This window comes from Candidatus Woesearchaeota archaeon, assembly GCA_016928155.1.
Taxonomy (GTDB): domain Archaea; phylum Nanobdellota; class Nanobdellia; order Woesearchaeales; family JAFGLG01; genus JAFGLG01.
This window is the reverse complement of sequence record JAFGLG010000017.1, coordinates 24,217-50,857: the sequence shown is the minus strand read 5'-3', so window position 1 is coordinate 50,857 and position 26,641 is coordinate 24,217. Positions and strand designations below refer to the sequence as shown.

The 26,641-nt window shown below is 45.1% G+C and carries 26 protein-coding genes and 2 tRNA genes; 16 read left to right on the top strand and 12 right to left on the bottom strand.

The window, feature by feature from the left end:
* Positions 1 to 41 precede the first annotated feature (41 nt).
* From JW968_07140 to JW968_07120, 5 genes are all read left to right on the top strand, one after another.
* Complete coding sequence (locus tag JW968_07140; protein MBN1386712.1) at positions 42 to 194, top strand: hypothetical protein; 153 nt, start codon at positions 42 to 44, stop codon at positions 192 to 194.
* Between the two features lie 60 nt (positions 195 to 254).
* Complete coding sequence (locus tag JW968_07135; GenBank protein MBN1386711.1) at positions 255 to 1,280, top strand: hypothetical protein; 1,026 nt, start codon at positions 255 to 257, stop codon at positions 1,278 to 1,280.
* Positions 1,277 to 4,033 carry a LysM peptidoglycan-binding domain-containing protein gene (locus JW968_07130; protein ID MBN1386710.1) on the top strand — a complete coding sequence of 919 codons (2,757 nt, stop codon included), beginning with the start codon at positions 1,277 to 1,279 and terminating at the stop codon, positions 4,031 to 4,033. The genes JW968_07135 and JW968_07130 overlap by 4 nt, the downstream gene beginning before the upstream one ends.
* A 144-nt stretch (positions 4,034 to 4,177) precedes the next feature.
* Complete coding sequence (locus JW968_07125) at positions 4,178 to 4,768, top strand: hypothetical protein (GenBank protein ID MBN1386709.1); 591 nt, start codon at positions 4,178 to 4,180, stop codon at positions 4,766 to 4,768.
* Positions 4,749 to 5,249: a HEPN domain-containing protein gene (locus JW968_07120; protein MBN1386708.1), complete on the top strand. Its 501-nt coding sequence runs from the start codon at positions 4,749 to 4,751 to the stop codon at positions 5,247 to 5,249. The genes JW968_07125 and JW968_07120 overlap by 20 nt, the downstream gene beginning before the upstream one ends.
* A 2-nt stretch (positions 5,250 to 5,251) precedes the next feature.
* On the opposite strand, the gene JW968_07115 is transcribed toward JW968_07120, so the two are convergent.
* On the bottom strand, positions 5,252 to 7,456 hold the full coding sequence (locus tag JW968_07115; GenBank protein MBN1386707.1) for a DEAD/DEAH box helicase: 2,205 nt from the start codon (positions 7,454 to 7,456) through the stop codon (positions 5,252 to 5,254).
* Positions 7,457 to 7,619: 163 nt separating this feature from the next.
* Here JW968_07115 and JW968_07110 point away from each other — a divergent pair, with 163 nt between their 5' ends.
* Positions 7,620 to 8,126, top strand: coding sequence for a hypothetical protein (locus tag JW968_07110; GenBank protein ID MBN1386706.1), 507 nt, complete (start codon positions 7,620 to 7,622; stop codon positions 8,124 to 8,126).
* On the opposite strand, the gene JW968_07105 is transcribed toward JW968_07110, so the two are convergent.
* Genes JW968_07105 through JW968_07095 form a run of 3 tightly spaced genes read right to left on the bottom strand, consistent with a single transcriptional unit; the run spans position 8,123 to position 9,985 of the window.
* Entirely contained in the window at positions 8,123 to 8,473 is a 351-nt protein-coding gene (locus JW968_07105) for a hypothetical protein (protein ID MBN1386705.1), read from the bottom strand. The genes JW968_07110 and JW968_07105 overlap by 4 nt on opposite strands.
* Positions 8,470 to 9,204: a hypothetical protein gene (locus tag JW968_07100; GenBank protein MBN1386704.1), complete on the bottom strand. Its 735-nt coding sequence runs from the start codon at positions 9,202 to 9,204 to the stop codon at positions 8,470 to 8,472. The genes JW968_07105 and JW968_07100 overlap by 4 nt, the downstream gene beginning before the upstream one ends.
* A gap of 58 nt (positions 9,205 to 9,262) precedes the next feature.
* A complete protein-coding gene (locus tag JW968_07095; GenBank protein ID MBN1386703.1) occupies positions 9,263 to 9,985 on the bottom strand; it encodes a TraB/GumN family protein in 723 nt (240 codons plus the stop codon).
* A 124-nt stretch (positions 9,986 to 10,109) separates the two neighbouring features.
* On the opposite strand from JW968_07095, the gene JW968_07090 reads away from it, so the two are divergent.
* Positions 10,110 to 10,382 (top strand): PRC-barrel domain-containing protein, encoded by a 273-nt coding sequence (locus JW968_07090; protein ID MBN1386702.1) that lies wholly within the window; start codon positions 10,110 to 10,112, stop codon positions 10,380 to 10,382.
* A 224-nt stretch (positions 10,383 to 10,606) separates the two neighbouring features.
* Here the strand turns inward: JW968_07090 and JW968_07085 are convergent, their stop codons facing one another.
* The gene (locus JW968_07085) at positions 10,607 to 11,014 is read right to left on the bottom strand and encodes a hypothetical protein (protein ID MBN1386701.1); all 408 of its coding nucleotides are present in this window, start codon (positions 11,012 to 11,014) and stop codon (positions 10,607 to 10,609) included.
* A 54-nt stretch (positions 11,015 to 11,068) separates the two neighbouring features.
* Positions 11,069 to 12,343 (bottom strand): DNA primase, encoded by a 1,275-nt coding sequence (locus JW968_07080; GenBank protein ID MBN1386700.1) that lies wholly within the window; start codon positions 12,341 to 12,343, stop codon positions 11,069 to 11,071.
* A gap of 842 nt (positions 12,344 to 13,185) precedes the next feature.
* On the opposite strand from JW968_07080, the gene JW968_07075 reads away from it, so the two are divergent.
* The 3 genes from JW968_07075 to JW968_07065 are packed head-to-tail and all read left to right on the top strand — an operon-like array spanning position 13,186 to position 16,468.
* Positions 13,186 to 13,737 (top strand): RNA-processing protein, encoded by a 552-nt coding sequence (locus JW968_07075; GenBank protein ID MBN1386699.1) that lies wholly within the window; start codon positions 13,186 to 13,188, stop codon positions 13,735 to 13,737.
* A 36-nt stretch (positions 13,738 to 13,773) separates the two neighbouring features.
* Positions 13,774 to 15,390 carry a DNA topoisomerase VI subunit B gene (locus tag JW968_07070; protein MBN1386698.1) on the top strand — a complete coding sequence of 539 codons (1,617 nt, stop codon included), beginning with the start codon at positions 13,774 to 13,776 and terminating at the stop codon, positions 15,388 to 15,390.
* Positions 15,383 to 16,468 (top strand): DNA topoisomerase IV subunit A, encoded by a 1,086-nt coding sequence (locus JW968_07065; GenBank protein ID MBN1386697.1) that lies wholly within the window; start codon positions 15,383 to 15,385, stop codon positions 16,466 to 16,468. Before JW968_07070 ends, JW968_07065 begins: the two co-directional genes overlap by 8 nt.
* Here JW968_07065 and JW968_07060 read toward each other — a convergent pair.
* A complete protein-coding gene (locus tag JW968_07060; GenBank protein MBN1386696.1) occupies positions 16,465 to 17,985 on the bottom strand; it encodes a hypothetical protein in 1,521 nt (506 codons plus the stop codon). The genes JW968_07065 and JW968_07060 overlap by 4 nt on opposite strands.
* Positions 17,986 to 18,062: 77 nt before the next feature.
* Here JW968_07060 and JW968_07055 point away from each other — a divergent pair.
* Together JW968_07055 and JW968_07050 are read left to right on the top strand one after the other, a co-directional pair.
* Positions 18,063 to 18,200, top strand: a tRNA-Arg gene (locus JW968_07055).
* A 223-nt stretch (positions 18,201 to 18,423) separates the two neighbouring features.
* Positions 18,424 to 18,579 (top strand) — tRNA-Cys (locus JW968_07050).
* Between the two features lie 124 nt (positions 18,580 to 18,703).
* On the opposite strand, the gene JW968_07045 is transcribed toward JW968_07050, so the two are convergent.
* Together JW968_07045 and JW968_07040 are read right to left on the bottom strand one after the other, a co-directional pair.
* Positions 18,704 to 19,543, bottom strand: a complete 840-nt coding sequence (locus JW968_07045; protein ID MBN1386695.1) for a Bro-N domain-containing protein — start codon at positions 19,541 to 19,543, stop codon at positions 18,704 to 18,706.
* 206 nt (positions 19,544 to 19,749) lie between these two features.
* Entirely contained in the window at positions 19,750 to 20,124 is a 375-nt protein-coding gene (locus JW968_07040) for a hypothetical protein (GenBank protein MBN1386694.1), read from the bottom strand.
* A gap of 113 nt (positions 20,125 to 20,237) precedes the next feature.
* On the opposite strand from JW968_07040, the gene JW968_07035 reads away from it, so the two are divergent.
* From JW968_07035 to JW968_07020, 4 genes are all read left to right on the top strand, one after another.
* Positions 20,238 to 20,804, top strand: a complete 567-nt coding sequence (locus tag JW968_07035; protein ID MBN1386693.1) for a nucleotidyltransferase domain-containing protein — start codon at positions 20,238 to 20,240, stop codon at positions 20,802 to 20,804.
* The gene (locus JW968_07030) at positions 20,770 to 21,225 is read left to right on the top strand and encodes a hypothetical protein (GenBank protein MBN1386692.1); all 456 of its coding nucleotides are present in this window, start codon (positions 20,770 to 20,772) and stop codon (positions 21,223 to 21,225) included. The genes JW968_07035 and JW968_07030 overlap by 35 nt, the downstream gene beginning before the upstream one ends.
* A gap of 126 nt (positions 21,226 to 21,351) precedes the next feature.
* Positions 21,352 to 21,819 carry a TIGR00270 family protein gene (locus tag JW968_07025; protein ID MBN1386691.1) on the top strand — a complete coding sequence of 156 codons (468 nt, stop codon included), beginning with the start codon at positions 21,352 to 21,354 and terminating at the stop codon, positions 21,817 to 21,819.
* A gap of 27 nt (positions 21,820 to 21,846) precedes the next feature.
* A complete protein-coding gene (locus tag JW968_07020) occupies positions 21,847 to 23,247 on the top strand; it encodes a glycosyltransferase family 39 protein (GenBank protein MBN1386690.1) in 1,401 nt (466 codons plus the stop codon).
* Here the strand turns inward: JW968_07020 and JW968_07015 are convergent.
* From JW968_07015 to JW968_07005, 3 genes are read right to left on the bottom strand one after another with little or no spacing between them, the layout of a single operon-like run.
* Complete coding sequence (locus JW968_07015; protein ID MBN1386689.1) at positions 23,227 to 23,928, bottom strand: hypothetical protein; 702 nt, start codon at positions 23,926 to 23,928, stop codon at positions 23,227 to 23,229. The two genes, JW968_07020 and JW968_07015, sit on opposite strands and share 21 nt — an antisense overlap.
* A 24-nt stretch (positions 23,929 to 23,952) precedes the next feature.
* A complete protein-coding gene (locus JW968_07010; protein ID MBN1386688.1) occupies positions 23,953 to 25,197 on the bottom strand; it encodes a glycosyltransferase family 2 protein in 1,245 nt (414 codons plus the stop codon).
* The gene (locus JW968_07005; GenBank protein ID MBN1386687.1) at positions 25,184 to 26,581 is read right to left on the bottom strand and encodes a hypothetical protein; all 1,398 of its coding nucleotides are present in this window, start codon (positions 26,579 to 26,581) and stop codon (positions 25,184 to 25,186) included. The genes JW968_07010 and JW968_07005 overlap by 14 nt, the downstream gene beginning before the upstream one ends.
* Positions 26,582 to 26,641: the final 60 nt, after the last annotated feature.

Here is a 26,641-nt window from a genome sequence, read left to right as displayed (position 1 = left end):
TGTCAAGGCAACCAAAACCTTTAAATAATGCTGTTAACTATATGTTAATAGTTGTTAATGATTTGGAAATAGCAAGAATACGGGCATCAGATGATGACAACAGCAAAAATCTGAGGATACTCCTGAAAGAAACTGCAATCAAGCCGACAATCACTTATCTGGCAGAAGAAACCGGAACAAGCAGGGCAGGATGATGGCTATTAATATATGATATTACATAAAATTTATAAATACATTTCTGATTAGCATATCTGATGAAAAGAGGGCAGGTCACAGTATTCATAGTTCTCGGCATAGTGCTCATAATGATCATAAGCCTCATAATCTACATGTCATCCCTAAGAAACAAGGGAGAAATGGAGATGGCAGTAGAACAGGCGAGTATAACCGACTTCGAGCAGATAAGGATGTCCACGCAGAAATGCGTCGATGATGTTGCAGAGATAGGATATTTTCATCTTGGGCTCAAAGGAGGATACCACCATATACCCCCACTTCATTTGGAAACAATATATTCACCAGTGCCATATTTCTATTACAAAGGTGCAAAATCAGTGCACACAGAGAACAGCTTAGAGATAGAATTAGAAGACTATGTCGATGAAGCTCTCCAGTATTGTCTCAATGACTTCAAGACATATAGGTTCCAAGGATACCAATTCGACAATTTGAGATATGCAACTGATGTTAAATTCAGCGATGAGACAGTCGTATTCAAAGTGGAATTCCCCTTTGAAGTGAAGCAAGGTGAAAAAGTTAAGACTTTCACAGAATTCCAATATTCGAGGCCATCAAGAATGATGACTATCCTTAAAGCCTCTGAGAGAATAACTGACTCAATAGTGAAATATCCCAGACTAATACCAACAAGCACACTGCTTGAAGTATCATCAGACCTGAACCTACAGATAGATACAATCTCCTATGAAGATTCAGTTGTCTATATAATCCAAGATCCTGAGACAGTGAGCATAAATGAAGTTCCCTATGTCTTCCTATTTGCAGCATCATATGACATTGAGAATCATGCCCCAATAGTGCAAGTTGCTGACCTAGAAGCTGAAGTGAATGAATCATTCTATCACAAGGTCGAGGCATATGACCCAGAAGATGATTATATGATATTCAAATCAAGCAATCCGAAAGTGCCTATTGCAAAATACACAGGGATAATAAGCTTCACACCAAGTGAGATAGGTTCATTCGAGACAAACATCAGCGCCACAGATGAAAAGAACATGACAGGCTGGAAAGTCATCACATTCACGGTGAAACCATGAAGAAAATCATTGTCCTTCTAGTATTGCTCTTGATTGTCATAAATGTTGCTGCTCAGCCAACAGAAGAAGGGACAGGAGATGATGAAGAGGAGACACTTTCTGATGACCAACTTCAAGATTTTACCGGAATCAGTTCTCAAGGGGTACAGGCAATAAAATCAGGCAATACAATAACAATAACTAGAGGAAGCGTAGACCTTTCTAATATGAACACAGGAAGCTACACAGTTATCCTTAATTCAGATGCAACCTATGGTAGCACACAGATAAAGAGCGGTCCAGGAATATCAATATCAGGAACAACATTGACAAACACAGCTGGTGGGACTCCTCTCCCATTATCTGCTATAGGACAGGCATCATCAGTTGAGGCTGTTAGTGGTGATGGTGGCGGATTTACAATAACAGGTGGAAACGCACAAAACCAACAGAATCCCATCACTGTGAAAGGGGGCGGACCCGGATCAACTGTTGAAGGATATGATGCACAGCATAATCAAGTAAAGATGAGCAATGATCTTATCCTTCAAGCTGATACAGAGACAACATTTACCACAGATGCAACAGGGAACACAGTTGTAGTAAGCTCCTCTGACAGTTCTGAGACAATCACAATCGTCGGACCAATGCAGCAGACTTATATCAGATCAGGAGATGATCAAGGTAATCTTGGAGTTGAGTTATATTATGGTGGTGCAGTTGGCACTGAAGGAAGATACACAATAGATGATCATGAGATAAGACTCCCAAATGATAGGGGCATCACACCAAGAGCGACTTATGTAAAAGAGAATGACAATGATTATAATCTTCAAGTATATTCAATAGGTGATGACTCAGATATCAGGACTTCAAGCAACAGCCATTTGCTTCTGGCAGATGATTCAGAGTCAATACAAGTCATAACCCTAGGAGATACAACAAGACTCTTAGGACCTGTGAGAGTTGTCGATGAGAATAGTGTTGAGATAAGGATGGAGACAACGCAGCAACCTGTCCTGATTTTAGATGCAACCACTGGGAAAACATATACGGATATGAATGGGGCAGCAGATCTCACATTCCCTAGAACACACGGAATGCTGGCGGGGGTGCATGCAACCGGACAGGCATCATACACCTGGGTTGATGGACAAGGGCTTGTAAGGGCAGAAGAAGGAACAGATCTCAGGATACAACAGTTAGGAGTCCAGCAACCTCAAACAATACTCACACAAAGCCATTCATCTGATCCGATAACATTGACTTTCGGATCATCCCCAACAGGATTAAGTGATGGTACTCAAGTCTATCTCAATACTGTACCTAGAAATGATGGGCCCATAATTTCAATACAGCCCATAACAGGCAATATGGGAGATGGGGTATATTCAATTCAGATAGCAGAAGGCCAACAAGTATTTGATTTCAATGATCCTCTGGGCAGTATGTTGATTGGTTCAGGTGTAGATCCGACACTGGCGGGTCTAATGGGTTTTGGAGGATACAGCGCCAGTGAACAGTTCTTAGCCTATACAGAACCATACGGGCCCGTGATACAACTAGGGCCAGTAGAAACTCCTCAACAGGTGGCAACAAACACACCACCTCAACCTGATCCTGAAGCCCCAGCTGTTTCACACAGGCCATCAAGATCATTTGATGTGGCAGTCGGGACTTACGATGTCAAATCAGGGGACACATTATCACACATTGCACAAGATCTAAGCATGCAAACAGGACAAACAGTGACATGGCAGGACCTTGTCAGAATGAATCCTAATATCCAGGAGAGAAGCGATAGAGGAGGAGACCTTATCTTTGCAGGAGAGCAGATATTTATAAACCCCGGGACAGCAACAGAAGTTAGACAGTACTCGGCTGGTGCGGGGGGGAGGATTCAGATGAGCACGATCTCAACCTCGCAAATGCAAGCCATCAATGAAAGACAAAGAGAGGAAATAAGGCATACCACAACATTCGACATCGGGAACCTAGACCTACTTGACACAGAGCCTACATTTGTGACTGATGCACATCACTCAGAGGAGTTCCTCGCAGATTTTGAGCCATTCCAGGACTGCGGGTCATCCAGCCTATTCTGCGCCATTGGAGACAGATCACCATCTTCACTCTTCAGGTCTGATGCATTAGCAGAAAATCTTCAATTAGGATTTGAGACCACGATAGTAGATGAGCCACTAAGACTGAGAGATGTTTCTGATTCAATTGATGAATATTTTGCAGAAATGAGACAGCAGCGAGCTGACCCTTTTGCACCTGAATTAATATGGGATCAATCATTATGGGAGTCACAGTGGCAATCACAATATGATTTCGGCGATGATTTCGAGCAAAGACTTGATGATGCAATGGGGCCAATGTTCTCATATGATGAACCTACAATAACCAATAAAGGACTAGTGGGAGACAAATCAATAAGAAATGCAGAACAAAGACTAAACACTCATTTCTCAATCGGAGATTGCGATTTCTGCTCAGCAGATGCAAACCAATTTGTGCATGACAAGCTAGAGGAAAAATATGGGGTAACAACTCCTGTATCAAGAGGTTTCTATGTATATGGTGTCTCATCTGAACAATCTAACCAGATCATGCAAAACATGAGGGATTGGTATCAAGAATATTATAGGAATAGAGTGCTCACAGGATATCCTTATTCATTCCTTCAATTGAGGCCTCCAACCCCCCCGCCACCACCTGAGTATGTTGATTCGTACCCATACCCGCCAGGAAATGGCGGTACAGCCTAATAATCCTCATCAAGGATACTTCTTATCTCCTTAGCCTTGTTAGGGCTGATACCCACGGTTTTCTGGGGAATCCCCATATGGCCCAGCTGTCCTAAACAGAAGCTTTATAAACTATCAGTTTATATATATAAACTTGATGTTTATATGAGAGACATAACAGCAGCAGAGATGGAGATTGTACTGACAATAGCCAAGAGCCCGGAGAGGCATTACAATGCGAACAGCATATCCAAGAAAGCCAATATAACACCAATGGGAGCACTGAAGATACTGAAAAGACTGGAAAAAGAGGGTGTCCTGAAATCAAGCAAGATAGGGCAGGCGACAATCTACAGGATAAGCAATGCAGAATATGCCAAAAGATATGTTTCCCTGATGCTGTCAAGAGAGGCGCTGCACGCACCTCCGAGGATAAGGAGATGGATAACAGAGCTCAGAAAAATAAGAAATGCCGACATCATCATCCTGTTCGGATCAGTGCTCAGGAAACCAGACCCGAATGATATCGATGCGCTCCTGATAACTGACAAGAGGAGATTCAGGAGGCTGCAAAAAGAAGTCAATGAGATAAATAAGGTAAACCCGAAAAAAATCCATCCTTTGTACCAAACTTCCGGAGAAATCCAGGAAAATGTTAAAAAGGAACACAAGCCAATATTAGATGCCATCAAGGGCATCCTTGTGACTGGCGAGGACCAATTCATCAGGGTTTACCATGAGTCACGCAAAGAATAAACTAAGATGGTGCCTCAACAAAGCGCAGAAAGAGCTTGAGAAAGGGCACAAACACAGGGGCATTGTCAGGACAGAGCCAAGCCTGACGAGAGCCAAAGAACACATGACCAAGGCAGAACACAACCTGAAAGCCACATTATACCTAAACAAAGGAGGATTCACAGACTGGTGCTCAATCAGCCTTTTCTACACAATATACCATTGTTTCTTGTCAATACTCTTAAAAGAGGGATTCGAAAGCAGGAACCAGGAATGCACATTCTCCCTGATCGAGTCATTGATCGATGACAAGAAAATAAACCTAAATAAGGAGGATATACAAAAAGTGGCACTCATCAATGCACATGAAACAACAGCAATCAGCCTGAGGGAAAAGTATCAATACAACACAAAAACAACACTGGAAAACGGAGAATATGCAGACCTGCTCAATACAGCAAAAAAAATCCTGGACAAGACCAAGGTAATCATGGAAGAGTAATCTCAATAATCCTCATCAAGGATACTTCTTATCTCCTTAGCCTTATTCGGACCGATCTTATCGACTTTCTGCAGTCTCTCCTCTGATGCATCCATGACCTTCTTCACGCTTCCAAAATGCTCAAGCAAAGGTTTAGCGAGACCTGAGCCGACGCCAGGCAAGGATGATACAATATATTCCTGCAATTCCTTCTGAGACATGGGCTTCCTAGAGCCATGAGGATTGAAATCCTTGGATGTCTGCTCCTGCTCGCGCTTTGCCATGATAGCAAGCAGAGAAGCTGCTTCCTGAGAATCCTTTGCCTGCATTATGGGGATGCCATAAGACAAAGCGATAGTAGAAAACATGCCCCTGATAGCATTAGGGTGTATCTTCCTCTGGGAATAGATATCCTCCTGGCCGACAAGCAGGACAAGAGGCCTCTCAAAATTCTTCTTAAGCTCCTTGAGCTGGGACAGAAGACGGCCATCAATAATGGAGTCAACAAAATCAGGCACAGTCTTGATCTCGACAGCGCATCTTGAAGACAAGACATAATCACCGACCTCAAGATTCTTGAGCTGGATAGAGAAACCCTTGCCAATCAGATCTTTCATGATGCCAGAGCCCTTCTCACGCAGGTCAGCATAAACATACAGGGGGGTTTCAGACAAGAATCCATCCAAAGGAGCCTCTTTCCTGGGCTTCTTGAGCTTCATGCTGGTCTTGAGCTCATGCAAAGTGCGGTACATCTTGTTCTCCTTATGATGAGCGCTCCATCTATAACCTTCATCCCTTGTGCCTTTTGTCATAAGGACAAAGACCTTGCCCTTCTCCTGCCTTCCAGTCCTGCCCTTCCTCTGGATCGTCCTGATGACAGAGGGGACTGGCTCGTAAAAAATGACAGTGTCAACAGCAGGGATGTCAAGGCCTTCCTCAGCAACAGAAGTCGCGACAAGGACATTGAAGCCATTGTCCCTGAACTTCTCCAAAACCTCCTGCTGCTCTTTCTGGCTCATCCCTGTATCCTTCTTCTTCATCTGGCCGACAAAAAGCACAGGATTCACCCCATCTATCTTCTTGAGCTCACTGACAATCTTCAAGGCGCTGTCCCTGAACTGGTTGAAGACAATGATCTTCACATCCTGGCCTTTTGACAGTTCGCTCTTGACCATCTCCCTGAGCCTCTCAAGCTTGGGATGCTCCACACCTTTTTCAAAAAGCTCCCTCGCACGATAATAAGCAGTCCTGAAATTGAGATCCCTCACAAGATTCTGCACTGCCTTGACATTAGATGTCCTCGCATCATTATTCAGCTTCTCCATGTACTGGAAAAGAGGGGTGATGCCCTGGCTCTCAAGAAGCTCAAGAGCATGCTGCACTTTCATTGCCTCAGCAAGAAGAGAGACAGCACGCATGAGATCAAAGTCCTTATTGCCGCCCGCGATGTCCTTATGCAAAGAGCCCATAATGGAAAGAAGCTCCTTCTTGCCCATCAAAGTGCTTTTCAATCCCTTTATGTAACCATTATCCTTTATTGTCTGGAGCTTTGAATCAAAGCAGTGCTTCAGATTCTTCTGGATAAGCCTGAAATCATCCGGGAGCTCGACCTTCACCCATGAGATGGCGACATCCTGGATATAAGGCTTGACATCGGGATCATCCTCAGTCCTGATCTCAATCTCCTCGATGAAAAGATTCCTGCAGACCTCAGAGATCTTCTCAAGATCATGGCCGGGAGAAGCAGTCAGGCCGAGGATCCTCGGATACTTCGCCTTATTGTAATAATTCTTTGCAATGAAGACATAAGAATAATCTCCGACAGCGCGATGGGACTCATCAAAGCCTATCAAGGAGACATCCTCCAAAGAGATCTTCCCTGAAATCAGGTCATTCTCCAGGCCCTGGGGAGTCGAGAAGATTATCTTTGATGACTGCCAGAGCTTCTGACGCTTCTCAGGGCTTATCATACCAGTGAAGATAGCCATCTGATCCTCTGCAATATCAAAATTGGTCCTGAAGACATCAAGATACTGGTCAATCAGAGGCCTTGTCGGTCCGAGAAGAAGGATCTTTGAATTAGGGTAGTTCCTTAATCTATGGGCAGCAAGCATCAGGAAGATGTTAGTCTTGCCCATGCCTGTGGGTAGGATGACCAGGGTATTGTAATCTACGCAAGTTGATACAACAGTCTGCTGATAGAGCCTTGGCTCGAAGTTCTTTATCATCCTGCAGAAGCATCATCCTGCATTTAAATAGGTTATTGAGGGGTGTCCAGTGAGGAGTGTTTATTTAAATCTATTTAAGCTGTTGCTGTGATAAAACAGGAGCCACCGGATGATTAAATTTTTAAATCTCCCCACAACAAAATCAAGACATCAAAGGTGGGATATGAAAAAAGGGGACAAGGATTATCTTGAGATGCTTGTGCAGAAGGCACTCCAAAGCGCAAGCCAGAAGACAATAGAGGATGAGATAAGACAGGTTGTTGTGAAGGCAAAAGAAGAGAGCATGCCCGGGCCTGTGAAAGATACCAGATCTCATCCAGCCCCATATTCACGCATATCTGACAAGATGAAGGAATTCTTCAATTATATCGCGAGACACCAGAAGCAGGAGGCAATGCCATACCAGGCATACACTGAAAGCACTCCATCCGGCGCCAGGAAAGAAGAAGCATATGATCTCATACCTGAGCAGATGAAGACAGACGCTGACTCAATGAGCTACAAGACAGCTGAAAAGGTCATCAGGTACAGGATGATGGACCAGCAGCTCCAGACAGCCGGCACGTCAGCAGAATTTGTCACAATGGATGAAAGAGAGAAATTCGACCTCTTCAGCAAACTCAACTTTGCATACAATATATGGAGATACAGCCTGCCGATAGGAAGCTAGGAAAAAAGACCCTTCTCCATATAGCCTTTCTCATGAAGCCAGTAGCTGAATATGTTGACGACAATGAATAAGAACATCAGCACCTTGGTGTTGGCATAGAAATTCCCAATCAGATAACCGAGCAGGAAACCTATTATTATGAGATAATAAGGGAATTTGCCCTTATGCTTCCTGTCATGCAGGATGCGCCCTGACAAAAGCCCTGTCAGGATGATGATGACATAGCTGACAAAAGCGCTCCCTGTGGACAGGGAGAGCACAAAGCCAATCACCAGCAGGATGAAGAAAAAGATCTCAGCCCAGTCCATGTAATACTCCAGGCCTCTCCTGCCTCTCAGCATCCTCATCCAGGCACCTCGATGAAGTAAAGGAACATTATCCAGACAATAGTCCCTATGACCACAGCGCCGAGCAGGCTCAGCCAGAAATTCGTGAAATAGAGCAGGAGGCAAAGGCCAAGGACAAAACCAAAGACCCAAGAGTATGTTGCCCTTGACGAGAAGAAAAGATGCGAGCCATCAAGCGGAGGGATAGGGAGCATATTCACAAAAGCATAGACTATATTCACGAGAAGGGCCTTCTCGACCAAAGGATTTGCCAAAGGCGTCGCCATGATTATCTTAAGGAAAAGGGCGAGCATCACATTGGCCAGAATCCCGCCTGTCGCAACCATCGCAATAGCCCAATAATTCAGGCCATATCTGAAATAAGTCATCCTGTGGCCCATCATATGATGGACAATTATGCCCCCTGGCACAAGGAGGAACCAGAACTTGCCTCTCGTCACCACTGCAATGATGAGCGCAAAGATGATGCCGGCATACCATATCTTGAACTCAGCTCTCAGGCCTATGGAAAGGGCAGCGATACGGTGGCCAATCTGGTTGACCAAGATAGTCAGAGCAACGATCAGCACTGAATTCAGCAGATTAAAGCTCCAAAGAGCAGCATTGAACACAGGCCTGCCATCATCATAGCCCACAACCAGTCCCAGTACAAGGATAGATATCACCAAGTACTTGGTCTCTTCAGCGCTGAAAAGGCCGTACCTCTTGATATTATACCATAGATCTGACATTACAGCTTTTTAAACGGCCTGTATATTAAAAATTTTTCCCTGTTCTTCGCTTTGTGCATCAGCTTTTGAATTCATACGAGAAAGAGTAGTCAGGAGAAGCAGGGGCAGCCCCTTTAGAAAGCATCTTCTCCATGCCATCCTTATGGCCTGCACCAACAACAGCAAGGACCCTCCTGTCAGGCTCATGCTCCAGAATATATGACAAGCGATCAGCCATGTACCTGTTGCGCTCATGGATAAGCACCTTATATATGTTAGGATAACGCTTCCTGATGATGCTTATCATCTTCCTGATGAGCTCCTGCTCAGGCACCTTATCAAGGTCAATGGAATCCAGCCCATACTTGCTCATCTGCCTCTTCCTGAAGAATATTCCAGAGAAAATATCACCCACAATCCTAAATTTCTCTCTCCATGTCAGGGATTTCGAGAAACGGGCCAAGGTTATCTGGATGTCCTGGTCAATCAGCGCAAACCTCACTTTCTTAGCCTTTGCAATCCTCACTGCCTCAAGCATCTCAGAGCCAGGATCCATGCCGACAATCCTGCCGAGCCTCTTCTGGATGAAGCCTCCGATCAGGCTGAAGAGAAAACCGGTGAAACCCACACTCATGGCATCCCTGAAAGAGAAGCCCTTCTGCTTATGGGTCAGGGCATAGAGGCGATGGGGATCAAGCTCAACAGCGATGATATCAGGCCTGAAACCCTCAAAAGCCTCATTCACCTCCTTCACACTCTGGCTTGCAATGTGAGAAGTCCCGACAATCAGCAGATTATCCATTTTTAAATACTTCCTGTTGGGGAAGCCTTGCCTTTTTATAGATTATGACGAAAACTTTATATAGGCATCTGGCATTGGTCTTGGTATCACTTTTTTATCCAAGTTACACTAAAGGAGGGGAAAAATGATCAAGATGAAGAAAATCAGCGAATCCTATGAGATGAAAGTCTTCACAGACAATGGCGATTATTTCGGCGATGTCGAAGAGGCAATCCTCACAAAAAACAAGGTGTTCGGCTGGAGAGTCAAGTCCACAAAATCAAGTTTCCTTAACCGGGTCCTGGGAAGCGCGAAAGGAGTCATCATCCCGCACCAGCTGGTCAAGGCCATAGGTGACATCATGGTGATAAGCAAATCAGCTGTGCCTTCCTATAATCCGGAAGAAGAGAAGGAATAAAGTTTCTTTTTCTAATCTTTTTGTACTGTTAGCCAAGATATTTTTGCACTAACCCTCTTGATCCTTTGCCCTAATCCCTTGACCCATCTGAAAATCCAAGGGATAAAATCAGGATTTATCCAGATTCGCTCTGCGAATCTGGTCGTGGCCACTTGAATTTTCTCTCTAGAAATATCACAAGGCAGAGGATGATGCGAACTACAAAATATCTTCATAAGAAAAAATCAGATTACATCAACAGTGTCGAACATGGCCTTGAGGCCGGTCTTCAGAGATTCATCATCACATATCTTGGAATGGATATAAGGATTGATCATCCACTTGGTCTCATTCGCTGAATTCGGATTCACAAACCACACAGCAAGGCCCCTGATGGCCTTCAGATCCGGCCAAACCCTTATCAGCGCATCAAAATTCTTCTTTGTATTCAGGGTCACAAGAACATAGTTCTTATCCTTATCCAAGGAATCAGCCTTCATGTCAGGCTCAATAAGATAGAGCACTTCCCTATCAGAGAACTTAACAAAAAAATCATCACCCCGCCGGGCGATATCCTGAATCCTCCTGAAATGGGCATCCCTGCTCCTGACATAATCCAGTGCCCACCCAGACAGCTCTTTTGAACTAATCATGAGTATCCCCAAGAGGTCCCTACTTAAATTTTTTTTGAATCACAGATCATGACATCAAAGGTTCGCGCCTGTCACGATAGTGATGTGCGGGCCGGTCGGCTTGACCTTTGCGTCCATGGCGACAAGGAACTTCACCTGCGATCTCTCTGCCATCTGGAGCAGGTTCTTGTCGATGTTGCCGTCCATGACAACAGCATAGATTCCCCTGTTCAGGCTCTTCAGTGTGGACTGGAGCTCTGTAATGGGGACCTTGCCTAGGATGTTCAGCTTGTCGTCTAGCACAAAAGCACCCCTTGTCCCGATAAGGCCCTCAAGCATCTCCTTGAACTTGGCCTTCTCCTCATCAGTGATCCTGGGCCTCTGCACCGGCGGCTGCGGCCTGTCCCTCTGTTCAGGCGGCCTGAAATCCCTCTTCTGCTGGAAATCACGCCTCTGATCCCTGTTGCCATTGCTTATCGTAGGCCTCCTGGACCTCTCCTGATCAAGGTCCTTCCTCGCGCCTATCTCAAGCTTGGCCTGCTCAGCAGTCATCCTGCTCCTCAAAGCCTTGTGGATCTCCTTCTTTGTGATCTCCTCGACTTCCTTGCCGTCAGGGGCCTTTGTAACATAATCTATCTCGCCGACCTCAAGGATCTCCTTAATTATCAGATCACCGCCCCTGTCACCGTCGACAAAGACAGTCACGATCTTCTTCCTGGAGAGCTCCATTATGGTCTGAGGTATGTTGGTGCCGTTTATTGCGATAGAGTTCTTGATGCCATGCTTCAGGAGGTTAAGGACATCAGCCCGGCCCTCGACCACAATGACCTCGTCAGACTCGTCGATCGCGGGGCCTGCAGGAAGACGCTCCCTCCCGTACTCCTGGCACTCCATAATCCTCACAGAATAGGCCACCTCATCGGTGAGCTCCTGCGAGTCAGGCAGGACATTGTCCATCAGGCCTTTCAGCAGTTCCTTGGCCCTCTCTATGACAAAATTCCTCTTAGAAATCCTGACATCCTCGATGTTCTCGACCTTGATCTTCGCATTGCACGGACCTATCCTCTGGATGATCTCCAAGGCAGCTGCAATGATGGATGTCTCAGCCTTGTCAAGCGAAGAAGGGATTATTATATTGCCCTTTGTCTTACCGTTCTTTGTCTCGACATCGACCTCAATCCTGCCAATCCTTCCAGACCTCTGGAGCTCCCTGAGCTCGAGATCAGATCCCAATAATCCCTCTGTCTGGCCGAAAATCGCGCCAATGACATCAGGCCTGTCAACAACACCCTCAATATCAATAGTGGTATGGACTATATATTTTGCAGATACCGGGCTTATCTTACCCATTTTATTTCCCTCCTATCAAAGAAAAAGCTACTCACTCCCCAAAATAATCCAAATCAGCCAAAACTGAGTGATCCAATGAATGTGAAATAGCCTTTCTCATTTTAATAATCATCCTACTCACAAATTACATCAGAACTAATACCCTAACCAACCCCTAATGATGAAATGAAAGTGTTCTTCTGCAATATGTGATCTTATGACAATGAATATGATGCCCGATGCACTAACTCCCAAACTCATCGCTTGATAATGGAAGCGGTAGCGAATCACTCCCTCATCGTATGCTCTGTTGGGTACTCTCGTGACGGGCTGTATTGCACAAGAGTGGCTTGATATCACTGCCGAAACACAAGGTTTCTGCTCAAAAAAGGACCCATTTGTGCAAATTCGGTATATCCAATCAATGATTTCATGAGTATATAAAGATTTTGTTTTGCTCTGAAAAAGCGCATTTTCCAGTTCTATCGAATCAAGAAGAAATAAGCAAGAGCTGATGAGCATAAAAACCCTGGCAAAGCACTTTGCAGTGCTTTGCTAGGGAAAAAGAGGTGGTTAGCATGATGATTTGATTGACAACCAAATCTGTTACCATTGTATAGGCATAACTTATATTTATATGTTTCGATTTTTGTTACTAATTAGTAAATATTTGTTTTGGGATTGTTGATATTCTTATTATCATTGAGTCTCTTTTGGTATCTTTTTATACTTACAATGTAGGTATAATACTTACATTGTGAGTATTAATACTTACATTGTAGGTAAAGAATTACTTACATTGTAAGTGTAAGTTTGTTCTTAGTATAGAAAAGTTAAAAAAGAAGCAGGCAAGAAGGCCTAATATGCCAGAATTCGCGTATGATCTCAAAATACCAAAAGAAAGGATAGCTGTACTGATAGGAAAGAACGGAGAGACAAAAGCACAGCTCGAAGAAGCGACCAGCTCCAACCTGGATATAGATTCAAAGGAAGGGGATGTGACGATAACAGGAAATGATGCAATAGGGCTTTATTCAGCGAGAGAGATCATCAAAGCGATCGGCCGCGGATTCAATCCCGAGATTGCACTGCTACTCACAAAACAGGATTATGTCCTCGAGATCCTTGAGGTCACAGATTATGTCAAGGACAAGAAAAGCCACATGGAAAGGATAAAAGGAAGAGTGATAGGGACAGGCGGCAAGACAAGGAAGACAATAGAGACCCTGACAGGATGCTCTGTCTCTGTGTACGGAAAGACAATCGGAATAATCGGAGAGGCAGAGTCAGCGACAATCGCAAGGAGAGCAGTCGAGTCATTGCTGAACGGAAGCCCGCACAAGAATGTCTACAAATGGCTCGAGAAAAGATACAAAGAATTGCAGATGAGACAATTTGCAGAAAGGAACCTATAGAAAAATTAATAAATAACCCAGAAGGGGACCAGGCAAATGACAAAAGAGGGTGACAAATCAAATATCGCCGAGCAGATGGCGACAAAGCAACGCGAGATATCGGTCGCAGAATTCTTCGAGAAGAACAGGCATCTTCTCGGTTTCGACAACAAAAGGAAGGCACTGCTGACCGCAGTGAAGGAAGCAGTCGACAATTCACTTGACGCATGCGAGGAAGCGAAGATACTCCCTGAAATATCAGTGGAGATAATAGACATGGGGAATGACCGCTTCAGGATAATTGTCGAGGACAACGGGCCCGGGATCGTGAAGAAACAGATACCCAAGATATTCGCAAAGCTTCTCTATGGGAGCAAATTCCACACCCTCAAGCAGGCAAGAGGTCAGCAGGGCATCGGAATCAGCGCAGCTGCGCTGTACGGCCAGCTCACAACAGGAAGGCCGATCAGGATCACCTCAAAGACAGGGTCGAATGAGCCTGCAAACTACTGCGAACTCCATATCGACACGCAGAAGAACCATCCTGACGTCAAGAAAGAGGAATCAGTTGAATGGAACAAGGACCACGGCACCAGGCTCGAGCTTGACCTAGAGGCATCATACCAGAAAGGGCCGCAGAGCGTCGATGAATACCTGAAGGAGACAGCGACCATAAACCCCCATGCGACCTTCGTCTATACCAATCCAAAGGCAGAGCAGATAATATTCCCGCGGGCCACTGATGAACTGCCGGCAGAGCCGAAGGAGATAAAACCGCACCCTCACGGCGTGGAGCTAGGCGTCCTGATAAAGATGCTGAACAACACTGAGACGAGAACACTGCAGCAGTTCCTTGTCACAGAATTCTCCCGGGTCGGTCCGGGCACTGCAAAAGAGATATGCCAAAAAGCATCAGTCCTAACAAATGTGAAACCGGAGAGCGTGAGCAGGGACCAGGCTGAAAGGCTGATAAAAGCGATCCATGACACCAAGATAATAGCGCCCCCCACTGACTGCATCAGCCCACTCGGCCACGAGCTTGTTCTGAAAGGGATGAAGAAGGAATTCCAGGCAGAATTCTATGCCTCAACCTCAAGACCGCCGAGCGTATACAGGGGCAATCCGTTTGTCATCGAAGCAGGGATAGCATATGGCGGGCAGCTTGAGGCAGAGAAGAGCGCAACTGTGCTCAGGTTCGCCAACCGGGTGCCGCTGCTGTATCAGCAAGGAGCCTGCGCCATAACAGATGCGATAACCGAGACCACATGGAGGTCATACGGGCTGCAGCAGAGCCAGAACTCGCTGCCGGTCGGCCCAGTCGTCATACTGGTACATTTCGTATCAGTATGGGCGCCTTTCACATCAGAGGCAAAAGAAGCGATCGCCCATTACCCGGAAATCAGCAAGGAGATAAAGCTGGCGCTGCAGGAATGCGGCAGGCAGCTGTACAAATATGTAGCCAAGAAAAGAAGGGTCGGAGACGAGCTCCAGAAAAGGAGCTATATAGAGAAATTCCTGCCCCATGTCGGATCCGCGCTGAAGGACCTGTGCGGCCTGGACGACGCCCAGGAGCAGAGAGTGCTCACAAACCTCAAAGACATACTGGAGAGCTCAAGGAAACAGGGTGTAGAGATGAAGGACGAAACCATAGTGACGAGTGATATGGATGAGTAAGAATGTGCTGGACGGGATAAAGGACATAGCAACCAGCATATACAAAAGCATAATCAAGAAAGAGAAGCCTGAGATAGCCATGCCTCTGAGGGCGCTCAACAATGTCACCTATGATCCGAAAGTGGGATATTTTGAGCTCCTGGGGAAGATGAAGAACAGGACACTCACAGCGAGCACTGTCAAGACATTCGCCCAGACACTGAGGCTGATGTCATTCTCGAAAGAGCTCATAAAGACAGATGACATCGCGACAAAAAGGGAAGCGTACTACATCTCAAAGAACTGGGGCGACGCAAGGTTCAGGGAGCAGCCAGAATCCGATGCTGTCATGGATGATATAGAAGCGATGCTGATGGTCAACAGGGAACAGATAGGGTTCATCCCGGAAGAGAAGGGAGGCGATGTCGCAGGCAAGCTTGTTGTCGTCGACAAGGACCCTTCCACAGGGAATGAGGTGAAGATAGACTGCAGCAAGATGGGGACAGGGGCCTATTCGGTGCCCAGCTCAGTCGAGCACCTCGGTTTCGAGACGAATGCCAAGTTCATCCTTGCGATAGAGACGGCAGGTATGTACCAGAGGCTCGTCAAGCACTCCTACTGGAAGACAGCGAACTGCATACTGATAAGCCTCGGCGGAGTGCCGACAAGGGCATGCAGGAGATTCATAAGAAGACTGTCTGACTACAAGAAATTACCAGTCTATGCCTTCACAGACGGGGACCCCTACGGCTGGCTGAACATCTACAGGACCCTGAAAGTGGGTTCAGGGAATGCGGCGCATATCAACAAATACTTCTGCGTGCCGAACGCCAAATTCTTCGGGATCACAGCACAGGACATCGTCGATTACAAGCTTCCGACGCACCCTCTGAAGGAAGTCGACATCAAGAGGATAAAGGACGGGATGAAGAACGACCCGTTTGTCAGGCAGTATCCGCAGTGGCAGAAAGCGCTCAAGGATATCACGACGCTGAAAGTCAGGGCAGAGCAGCAGGCTCTTGCTGCGCGCGGACTGAATTCCGTGATGACAGAATACCTTCCGGCGAAGCTTGAGAATCCGAAGACATGGCTGCCTTAGGGCTCAGTCAGGTCTTTCCTGTAATAGAAATGCAGCATTATGAATGCCGCAATCACAAAGGTGACAACACTTATCATCAAGTAGTCCTTATTGAACCTGAAATCAAAGAAGCTGAAATCTCCCTCATCCTCCGGATCTTCATGAAGTGCCTGTCCAGAATCTGACACGACACCCAGATCTATCTCCTTTGACATCTCGAACTGCTGGCCGAATGAAGTCTGATAGGCAAGAAGCATACCCAATCCCATATCTGCAGAGAAATCACCTTCGGGAGTCATGATCCTGATATCATCTATGGAATCATGCATGCGGGCAGGAAGAGTGCCGATATGCTTCTCGAAACCTGAAAAACCAGGAATATCCGAGCTGACAGACAAAGACACATTATTATATCCGCATGATCCGATATTCCTGATCCTAATTGGGATAGATATGCTGCCAATATTATCAGTGATATCATATTCCAACAAAAGAGGGGCGCAATACGGCCTGATGACAGATGATGACTCAAAATGAGTCTCAATACTGTCCAAGACATATGATGTCCCTACAAAGACAGAAAAATTGCCTATCCTTGTCGACGACAAATTCAAGGTCAGGTTCACAGATTCCTGAGGGCCCAGCTTGCCTTTCCAGCCGAGGTTGAGGAGCCTCTTGTCCTTTTCCAGGATCTTAAGAGAGTCAGGGACATCAATCCTGGTGTCTATATCAATGGATCTCTGAGCAAGATTCTTCATCCAGACAGAGAAAATGAAGGAGTCACCCAATCCGACAGACCCGTTCTGCGGGGAGAGCACCAAGGCAAGCTGATGCGGCAGGACTGTTATCTTCATAACCTGGGAATTCATCTCTGCCTTCTTCTCGCCGTCATCATAGCTCAGGCGGGCTTTCGATTCCAATGTGATGTTTGATTTCGGCACAATCCTGTAACTGAAAGACCGCTTCTCACCAGGCTTCACCTCTCCCCGCCACTTCACAAGATACGAACCATCCTGAAGATTCACTGAAGGCCCATATGGTGTGATGTCGAAGAAATCAGGGAAAATGACTGAGTATAAAGTGTTCTGGGCAGACAGGTCACCTGTGTTCTCGAGAGTGACTTCAATCCTTGCAGACTGGCCGATATTGAGCTCAGGGATGTCGATCGATTGTCTTATCGTGATCCATGCAGGGCTCGGCCTTGATTCACTTATATTGAAAGAAGCCCTGTTGATATCCTTATCAAGAGTCGCATTATGATGATCATATCGGAGATTATTGAAGCAGACAGTGAAATCATCCTTCTTCTCACATGTGTTGTTTATCAGTATCATGCCGAAGCCATCAGGCAAAGTGACAGTCAGCTTGTTGGAGGAGCCCAAAGATACCCTGAACTGGCCTTCAGTGTAGTTTATCCACAAATCCTCAAGATAAAGCACAGAACCAGAATAAACCTTTTTCTCATAGGCTCCTAATGATACAGGGATCATGATCAGCACTAATAATACTGACAGAATAAGCACACCTTTTTTTGACATAAAATCTTTCAATAGGGTTTCTTATATAAAGTTTAGCAGAACATTTAAAAATGGTGTATTTTATCATTATCACAGATGCGCCTATAGCCTAGCCTGGATAGGGCGACAGCCTTCTATGCTTTGGATATAGAAGCAAAGAGAGCTGTAGATCGAGGGTTCAAATGCGGCAACTGAAGTTGCGAACTTTCAGTGCCCTGAAAGTCCCTCTAGGCGCGTTTTTTTTTGGTTCTGTACTTGTTCTCTTAATCCTTTGCCTTGCAGTGTTCTTAGCTGGAAAATTCAAGGGATCATATCCTGGTTTATCCAGATTCGCTGTGCGAATCTGGCCAGGACCTCTTGTATTTTCAATGGTTATAGAGTGAAAGGGGCGCAGAATCAGGCGATTCAGTAGATAATATTTATAAAGGTCAAGAATTCACACAGGATTAGCCGCATCAAGCGCGGGTAGCCAAGCGGCTAAGGCAATCGCCTGCAGATTGCTGTATTGAGCTTCGGCGATGATATAAAACAGACAGCGATCATTCGGGGGTTCGAGTGCAGCCACTGGCGTGGCTTACTTTCAACGCCAAGGCGCCGAAAGTCCCTCTCCGCGCTTCATTTTTTTTTTCTGAAAACTTTATTAAGATATAATAATCCCACAAAACATGAAGAAATCGCTAAGATATCTGGCTTATTCTGGGATATTGGCAGCCGGGATAGGGATATAATAAATTTTAACTTACTCTTTCGGGAGTTTCTTCCTTTTTACTTTTTCAGGCTCGTCAAGATAATTTTCCTCGCTAATAACTTGTTTCTTAGTCTTGTTCTCTAATTCTTGCCTTGCCTTTCCTGCAACTTTTCCTCCATCTCTAGAAACCTGTTTATGCTCAGAAAAAGTATTTGGATCATGAACCCGTTCTAGTTCAGCTGTCGATGCTTCTCCCAACATATTGAGGATCAGTTCCAAGTCGGTCATGTGATCCCTCAGGTTCTCATTTTTCAAATTCTTGAATAGTCTATATTCAGATGGGGTCATGCCAAAAGTTGCTTTGGATATCTCTGCTGTCAATATTGAGAAACCGATTTGGCTATCAACTCCACGTTTTTTCCATTCATCAGTCAGATCCTGCCTAACAGCAATTCCCCTAAGGCGTTTTTCTATCCATGCCTTCGAGTAACCTTTCTGCTCATAAAGCTCTTTCATACGCTCTTGAGCAAGCTCTGGATCCTCTATCTCCTGAATTCGTTCATATCCCACTTGTGCGAGCCACAGCTTGAAAGGCTCAGCTTTTTTTGAGGGAATTGATTGTATAATCCTAAAAAGCGCTTTTACATTTGCGCAATCTGTCTTATAATACTTGCCATCTGCAGAGAGCAGCTTCAGTTGTACACAAAATGTGGACAAGTCAATTTCATATTCAGATTCCCTTTTCTTAAGCATACTCCAGTAATTCCTTGGATTAGAGCTGTCAGTCAAAGCCTGAACGACATCAATGACTGAGAAAAACCACTGGTCCTGATGCCAAATCCTACGGATTCTCCTGTCCTGGAAAACAACCAAAGCATTATCTTTATCCATAAACTTACTAATAATTTAATGGTTTATATATTTCACTCCGAAATGACCAGTGGATTTCCGGAAAAAAGATAAAGCAACCTTTAAAAACCTGCCAACCTACCCCCCACCATGAAGAGATCACTAAGATATCTGGCTTATTCTGGGATTCTGGCTATCATGATAATACATAAAGATGAAAATCAAAGTAAAAATGAGAAAATACTAGTTTAACCAGGGAATTCTTTACATTTGCAGTTCCCGCCTGAATCAAAATAACAAGTCTGACAATTACTCCCTTGTCTTGCTTTACATGTATCAGGAATCGGCCACCAGTTATCAACCACTTCACATCCAGTATCAGTATGCGGATCAACTTTTGTTAGTGGTCTATTTGGTGCTTGTTCTTCTCCCACTTCAGCAATCGGCTGCCCAACCAAATCTCCACCTTCAACCCCTGTTGTGACATAGGTGGGCATTGCCTGTCTCTTTCCTACTCCTGTCACCAGAACCACTAATGCGACTATTGCTATTATGGCAACGATTGATAAGAATGCGAATGAATTATCACCTTTTGCTTTTATCTCGACCTCTTTTTTGGCCATGTTATGGCACCCCCTTTGAGTGTGATACATCATCTAATCGCTTCTCTTTTATATAAATTATCATATAAACTATTGGTAAGATTTAAATAATACTTCCCTTTAAGGGTAGTAATATGGGAAGGCATAGCAAGGAAGAGGATGTATTGAGATTATTCTTTGAAAACCCAGCAAAGCACTGGCATTTCTGCGAACTGAACAAGGAAATCAGGATTGCAGAAAGCAAACTAGCAAAATGGCTCAAGAGATTCCAGGAAGAGAAGATCATCACGCGCACAAAAGAAAAAGGCAAGATGCCTTACTATGTCAGCAATCATGAGGATGGAAACTACAAACTGAGGAAGAGGATATATGCAATGAATCAGTTGTGCAGTTGCGGAATCCTTGATGATCTTGCAGATGTGGAATGCGCAATCCTGTTTGGAAGTTTTGCCAGGAGCGATTGGTATTTCGGAAGTGATATTGATATCTTCATCTATGGAGATGGCGAAATCAACCTCCAACAATATGAATCGAAACTCCGTCGAGAAATCCAGATATTCTCCGTAAAAAACAAGGAAGAATTAAAAAAGTTCAGACGTAGTGTGATCTACAATGTACTGAGGGGTGTTGTTGTCAAAGGTACAATACCTCAAGAGGTCTCAGCATATGTCGAACTTCAGAAGCAAAGAAGAGGTGCATAAAAGATGCATGTCAGACAGGTACTTAGTCTATCTGGAACAGGTTGACTTCGGCAAGATCATGACAAACATAGAAATCACTAAAGGAGATACAGAAGTTGCTGAACAGGCAATATTCAGCAAGAACTGGAATACAGGATTAAAGCTTTACTATGATATATTGCGCACCCTCGCAGCAACTTATCTCCTATTTGAAAAAGTCAGATCCATCAATCACCAATGCCTCTTTGCATATCTCTGTGTCAAGCATCCAGAACTTGACCTTGACTGGAGCTTCTTCGAAAGATTCAGGACAAAGAGAAATGGCATCCATTACTACGGCAATCCCATATATGAAAAAGACTGGAAAGGCATCCAAGTGCAGGCATTATTGTACATCAAGACATTGAGTGCAGCTATTGAAAATAAGCTGGACTTGCCATAAACCTAAATCATTGGGGTAATATTTATAAAGGTGGCTGATACTGGTATTCTGGGGATTGATGAGATGATTGAAGATAAAACCGGAGATTTCTAAGCTGAATCACAAAAATCATACAAGGGTGAAATCATGCAATGCGACATGTGCGGGAATGATACAGAACTTGTCAAGGCAGAGATAGAAGGGACAATGCTAAGCGTATGCGATGCCTGTGCAAGGTATGGCAAGGTGATAGAACAGCCGAGAAGAGCTGAGAGACTACCCCCAAGCATCGCAAAACAAAGGGCGACTCCTGCTCCAAACAAAGAAATCGTCCAATACATAATCCCAGAATATGCAGAGATAGTCAAGAAGGGAAGAGAGAAACGAGGACTCAAGCAGGAAGAGCTGGCAAAGGTGATGGCAGAGAGAGAAAGCCTGATACATAAAGTCGAGTCAGGGCATTTCAAGCCAGGCATGGAACTTGCCAGGAAGTTCGAGAAATATCTGGGAGTGAAGATCATCGACCAGCACGAGGAAGTCAGGGGAACAGCAAAAGCATCTGAGTCAGGAGAGGGATTCACGCTCGGCGACGTCATCAAAGTGAAGAAGAAATAGCAAAAAAAGCGAATAAGAAATAGCAAAATGAAAAAAAAGGCAGTGATAGCCGGGATATTTGTCCTGTCCGTGATATTCTACATATGGCTCTGGCAGCAATACCCGGGACTCATCTGGGATGAGAATGTATATCTCGGCAATGCGAGAGCCAGGATAGGCGTGTCAAATTTTGCAGAGGACTTCAGGTTCCCGCTGCTCGAATACACAATAGCAGGCATCTGGATGATCACAGGCGAGAGCCTAGCTGCAGCAAAACTGCTCATGATAGCCTATACACTGGCAATGCTGTATGTGTTCTATCTGATAATCAAAGAAGAGCTAAACCCAGAAAATCATACCTATTTCCTATTGATATCATTCTTGACGCCAATACTATTGACCTGGAGCTTCAGGGTATATGGGGATATCGCCGGCATGCTGTTCGTGCTTCTCAGCTATTATCTCATGATCAAGGAAAGAAAAAGCCAAAGCATATACCTGATTCTCGGAGCAGGAGCTTGTGCAGGCATCGCATTCCTGTTCAGGTTCCCTCTTGCATTGTTCGGCGCTTCAGTCACGGCATATCTAATCCTTAGGATATTCTTTGAAAAATACAAAATAAGAATGCTGTTATCATACTTTGCAGGGATAGCGCTATCCCTGATACCATGGATGATATACAACTCCCTAAATTATGGGAATCCCCTCTGGGATTTCACAGCACAGTACAGTGTTGTTGATATATACACAACGTGGCAGCCGATCAGCATTTTCTTCTGGAACTTCGCAAAGAACTTCCATGTGCTGTCAATATTCTTCCTGCTCAGCCTATTCATCTTCGTCAACAGACTGCATGGATACAGGCAAAGAAAGACAGAGACATCCATGATAGCTTTCATATTCCTGATCATCTCACTCTCGTACTATATCTTCTTTGTAAACATGAAGCTGGAGAGGTATCTTCTGGCAATCATGCCATTTATACTGCTTTTCGCCTTCAAGGCAATAGATGAAATGGAATCATGGATGCAGAGCGCAAAAAGAAAGCAATTCAGGGCGATGATCATAATACTGGTCTTCATTTCAGCGGCCTATGCCATACCGACAATAGACCTTATCATGGAGAGAGGGTGGTGCAGGACCAATGGGCCGATCGAGCAGGCATCAGACCATATAGGAGAGCTGGGAACTGAGGAATGGGTGCTCTCAAACTCATGGCCATGGTTCGGCTATTACAACAACGCGCATGCAGCAAGCCTGTGGACAGAGAACATCACGATGCTGCTCCAGAAATACAATGTGAAATACATTGTCTATTCGACATACGATAATGTGCCATTTGACAAGAGCGTGCTTGATGAGTCAGAACTGATTAGGATGGAGAAGAGCTTCACAAATGACTGCGGCATGTCCGCTTATGTCTATTCATCAGCTGATCCTGCTGAATGATGAATCAGATACAGCCTGTGTCTGGTTATCAGGATTCCGCAGAGCCTCTATTGTCCCAGCAATGACTTCCTTCTCTGTGAAACCCTCGAACTTCTGGCTGTTGATCATAATGGTCGGAACAGAATTGACCCCGTATATGGTCTTGACAGCATCGACAGCAGCATTGTCAGAGTCGACATCAAAAGAGTACACATTCACATTGAAGAAATTCTTCCTTATATAAGTCAAGATGAAGCCCTGTTCTTCGCAATCATCACAGATGTCCTCATCATTCGAGTAGAAATAAAGGATCAGGATGCTGTCCTTGCCGCATCTCTCATTTATCCGCTTCTCAAGCATCCACTGACGCAGCTCAAGCACGGAATAATAATCCTTAAGATGCAGGACTTCCCTGCTCTTCTTACCAAGGATGTTCTCCATATGATCCAGCTTAGTGCCAAGCTCGTGGAGCTCATTGATCAAAGGAGTTGAGTTGATGTTCTCGCAAGCCAATTCAGCAAAGAGATCGAACTGGAGCTCAGTGCTCAAAGTATCGACCTTCAGCTGATTCTCAATGTCATCCACAGTCTCCAGCTTGAGTCCAGCGAAATAATTGCCCACAAGGATGCCAATCAGAAATATGAGCGTGGTGGTAGCAAAAACAGCAAGATACTTCGTCTTCTGAACCCTTTTCCTATCCATGCCCATGAGGGGAACCCACCTATTTTAAATATATTTTGGCCCCCACTTTATCTTCCTGCCAGTCGCCTTATAAATGAGGGAAACAAGCCACCAGAAACCAAAGAGGGGCATATAAAACACTATATAAGACAAATAAATCCACTTGATCTTTGACTTCTCATCCGACATGCTCTTTGCTATATAAATCATTGACAGACCCAGGATGAGAAGGAACACTGCAAGATAGACAACAGCATTGAGATTAAAGTAGAAGAGATCGAAATTTGGCTTGAGCATCTCCTTCAGATCAAATCCTATATAATACCAATTCCTCAGCGTAGTGAAAGAATCCCTGATGAGCTTCCCAAAGGTATAGACCAAAAGGATGACAGCCAGGCCGACAGAAATCAGGGAGCCAGGCAGGATGAAGATGCCAAGATTGCCATGCCTGAAACCAAAAAGCTGCCTGTAATCCATCAGATTATCAAGGAAGCCCTTATACCATCTCAGCCTCTGCCTCAGGAGAGGCCTGAACCTCTTCGGGCCCTTTGTATAGACGCATGCGTCAGCAGAGTTCTCGATGATATAGCCATGGCTCTGGATCCTGAGCGCCACTTCAATGTCCTCTGTGAGATTGTGGGTCGAATAACCGCCATACCTATCAAAAAATGATTTCCTGAAGATAGAAAAAGGGCCGGGCGTGACATGGATGCTGTTCAGGAAAGCGAAAATCTTCCTCAGGAAGATGCCGAAAAGATACTCAATGGACTGTATCTTCTGCAGCAAAGACTGGGGATCACCTATCTTCATGGACGGGGTGACAGCCATTATCTTCGGATCATTGAAATATCCCACGATCTTCTTCAATGCGCCGGGCTCAACCCAGGAATCAGCGTCCAGAGCCCCGAAGAGCTCACCTCTTGCCTTCTTCAATGCCAGATTAAGCGCAGTCCCCTTGCCTCCATTCATCTTAGAGAAAACCCTGACCCCCTGCTTCCTATACAAATTTGCGACCTCCAGCGTGCTGTCAGTGGAGCCGTCATTGATGACTATGATGTCAAGCTTCTTCCTCGGATAATCAAGAGCAAGAAGGGACTCGATGGTACGTCTGAGAGTGCTCTGCTCATTGAAAGCAGGCACAGCAATAGTGACGACAGGAAACCTGCCATTTACAGGATTCTTCAGGCCCCCCCTGTTCTCATACAATGTTATCAGGAAGAAGATGGCAGTGAACAGGCCAAAGTATGACATCACATACACAAGCACTGTCCCGAAATCAAGATTCATCATCAATCAACTCAAAACCGACCCATTCAGGCCTTGCATCCAGCACTTCCCAGATCTCAATGCCATCATTGGCAAAGACCCTGCTGAACGTCTCATCATTCCTGAACAAGAACCGCAGGCCCTGATTCTCCTTCTCCCATACCAGGCCCTGGTCCATGCGGGAATCGATGAAGATATACTTCACATCATACTTATACAGCATCCTCTTAGTATCGTCAAGATCAGAGGAGCTGAAGATGGTATCTATGTCATGATATATGGCATCCGCATCTGAACCGCCATATGCAATAAGCGGATCCGGCAGGACAGGAAGACCGGAATAATATCCTATGATATGCGCATTAGAGAAATGGCTCAGGACGACACCAGAGCCTGAAAGGAAAGATGAAGCCTCGACATAATCATCATCAGGATAAAATGAGCTCACCCTGTTCACCAGGGAAAAAGATGAAAAGATGAGGCCGCAGAAGACGATTATGATGGTCAGATCCCTGATCTTGGATATCTGCCAATCAAGCCTCACCAGGCTGTTGAGTCCTAAGCCAGCGAAGATGGCAATGATGATGCCGGCGGGTATGAGGAGATCCATGCCTGTGCTCGGATAATAGAATATCAGGAAGAAAAGGAGGACATAAGCCCAGATATATCTGAACTTATCTTTCCAGGAAACAAAGAGGCCTATGACAGCAAGTATCAGGTTATATATGCCAAAACCCTTGAAGCTCCCGAAATCAGACACCAGCTGGGAGAGCACAGATGCCGAGGACAGCATGCTCACCTGGTTGTACTGGAGGTATACATGAATGCTGAAGAGATGGAATATCATGAGAGAAACAAGAAGAGAGAGCAGGAACACAAGATGACCCCTCCTCTGGCGGATCATATGGACGAAGAATATCATGAGCATTATCGAAGCGTAAGCGATGTTGAAGAATGCCAGGACAGAAATGCATATTACAGACAGATAATTGACGGCCCTTGAAGGGGATGAGAAGCAATACAGCCCGATTGCAGACAATAAGAGGGCCAAGGAGAGAGCATTCGAGAATGAGAATATGAAAATCAGCCCGGGAGAGAGCAGGATGCATACTGCAAAAAGGACCAGCTTCAGATTGTCAGAATCAGCCCTCCTGAGATTCAGACAGACAAAGAACATGAAAAGCATGCCTATCATGAAAGGCAGCAGCCTGCTCAGGATGATACCTTCAAGCCCGATCATGAGGAAGAAGGCTACGAGGCAATCATAAGGTGAGATGAAGATATCGTCGACAAATGGATCATCCACAGATGACTGTCCGAGAATCTGTTCAGCTGCCCTGAGATGATAGTAAGGCTCCTGCCCGACCAGGGCGGAATTGTCCTTATAAGCCCTCAGCAGATGCGGCATCGAAAACACTACGGATGACAATACCAATATGATCACAAAAACCAATTTCCGATTGCCAAG

Excerpts from the sequence above, each read along its gene's own strand:
- JW968_07140 (MBN1386712.1), top strand. The coding sequence starts at position 42 with ATGTTAATAGTTGTTAATGATTTGGAAATAGCAAGAATACGGGCATCA.
- JW968_07135 (MBN1386711.1), top strand. The coding sequence starts at position 255 with ATGAAAAGAGGGCAGGTCACAGTATTCATAGTTCTCGGCATAGTGCTC.
- JW968_07130 (MBN1386710.1), top strand. The coding sequence starts at position 1,277 with ATGAAGAAAATCATTGTCCTTCTAGTATTGCTCTTGATTGTCATAAAT.
- JW968_07125 (MBN1386709.1), top strand. The coding sequence starts at position 4,178 with ATGAGAGACATAACAGCAGCAGAGATGGAGATTGTACTGACAATAGCC.
- JW968_07120 (MBN1386708.1), top strand. The coding sequence starts at position 4,749 with ATGAGTCACGCAAAGAATAAACTAAGATGGTGCCTCAACAAAGCGCAG.
- JW968_07115 (MBN1386707.1), bottom strand. The coding sequence starts at position 7,456 with ATGATAAAGAACTTCGAGCCAAGGCTCTATCAGCAGACTGTTGTATCA.
- JW968_07110 (MBN1386706.1), top strand. The coding sequence starts at position 7,620 with ATGAAAAAAGGGGACAAGGATTATCTTGAGATGCTTGTGCAGAAGGCA.
- JW968_07105 (MBN1386705.1), bottom strand. The coding sequence starts at position 8,473 with ATGAGGATGCTGAGAGGCAGGAGAGGCCTGGAGTATTACATGGACTGG.
- JW968_07100 (MBN1386704.1), bottom strand. The coding sequence starts at position 9,204 with ATGTCAGATCTATGGTATAATATCAAGAGGTACGGCCTTTTCAGCGCT.
- JW968_07095 (MBN1386703.1), bottom strand. The coding sequence starts at position 9,985 with ATGGATAATCTGCTGATTGTCGGGACTTCTCACATTGCAAGCCAGAGT.
- JW968_07090 (MBN1386702.1), top strand. The coding sequence starts at position 10,110 with ATGATCAAGATGAAGAAAATCAGCGAATCCTATGAGATGAAAGTCTTC.
- JW968_07085 (MBN1386701.1), bottom strand. The coding sequence starts at position 11,014 with ATGATTAGTTCAAAAGAGCTGTCTGGGTGGGCACTGGATTATGTCAGG.
- JW968_07080 (MBN1386700.1), bottom strand. The coding sequence starts at position 12,343 with ATGGGTAAGATAAGCCCGGTATCTGCAAAATATATAGTCCATACCACT.
- JW968_07075 (MBN1386699.1), top strand. The coding sequence starts at position 13,186 with ATGCCAGAATTCGCGTATGATCTCAAAATACCAAAAGAAAGGATAGCT.
- JW968_07070 (MBN1386698.1), top strand. The coding sequence starts at position 13,774 with ATGACAAAAGAGGGTGACAAATCAAATATCGCCGAGCAGATGGCGACA.
- JW968_07065 (MBN1386697.1), top strand. The coding sequence starts at position 15,383 with ATGAGTAAGAATGTGCTGGACGGGATAAAGGACATAGCAACCAGCATA.
- JW968_07060 (MBN1386696.1), bottom strand. The coding sequence starts at position 17,985 with ATGTCAAAAAAAGGTGTGCTTATTCTGTCAGTATTATTAGTGCTGATC.
- JW968_07045 (MBN1386695.1), bottom strand. The coding sequence starts at position 19,543 with ATGGATAAAGATAATGCTTTGGTTGTTTTCCAGGACAGGAGAATCCGT.
- JW968_07040 (MBN1386694.1), bottom strand. The coding sequence starts at position 20,124 with ATGGCCAAAAAAGAGGTCGAGATAAAAGCAAAAGGTGATAATTCATTC.
- JW968_07035 (MBN1386693.1), top strand. The coding sequence starts at position 20,238 with ATGGGAAGGCATAGCAAGGAAGAGGATGTATTGAGATTATTCTTTGAA.
- JW968_07030 (MBN1386692.1), top strand. The coding sequence starts at position 20,770 with ATGTCGAACTTCAGAAGCAAAGAAGAGGTGCATAAAAGATGCATGTCA.
- JW968_07025 (MBN1386691.1), top strand. The coding sequence starts at position 21,352 with ATGCAATGCGACATGTGCGGGAATGATACAGAACTTGTCAAGGCAGAG.
- JW968_07020 (MBN1386690.1), top strand. The coding sequence starts at position 21,847 with ATGAAAAAAAAGGCAGTGATAGCCGGGATATTTGTCCTGTCCGTGATA.
- JW968_07015 (MBN1386689.1), bottom strand. The coding sequence starts at position 23,928 with ATGGATAGGAAAAGGGTTCAGAAGACGAAGTATCTTGCTGTTTTTGCT.
- JW968_07010 (MBN1386688.1), bottom strand. The coding sequence starts at position 25,197 with ATGATGAATCTTGATTTCGGGACAGTGCTTGTGTATGTGATGTCATAC.
- JW968_07005 (MBN1386687.1), bottom strand. The coding sequence starts at position 26,581 with ATGCCGCATCTGCTGAGGGCTTATAAGGACAATTCCGCCCTGGTCGGG.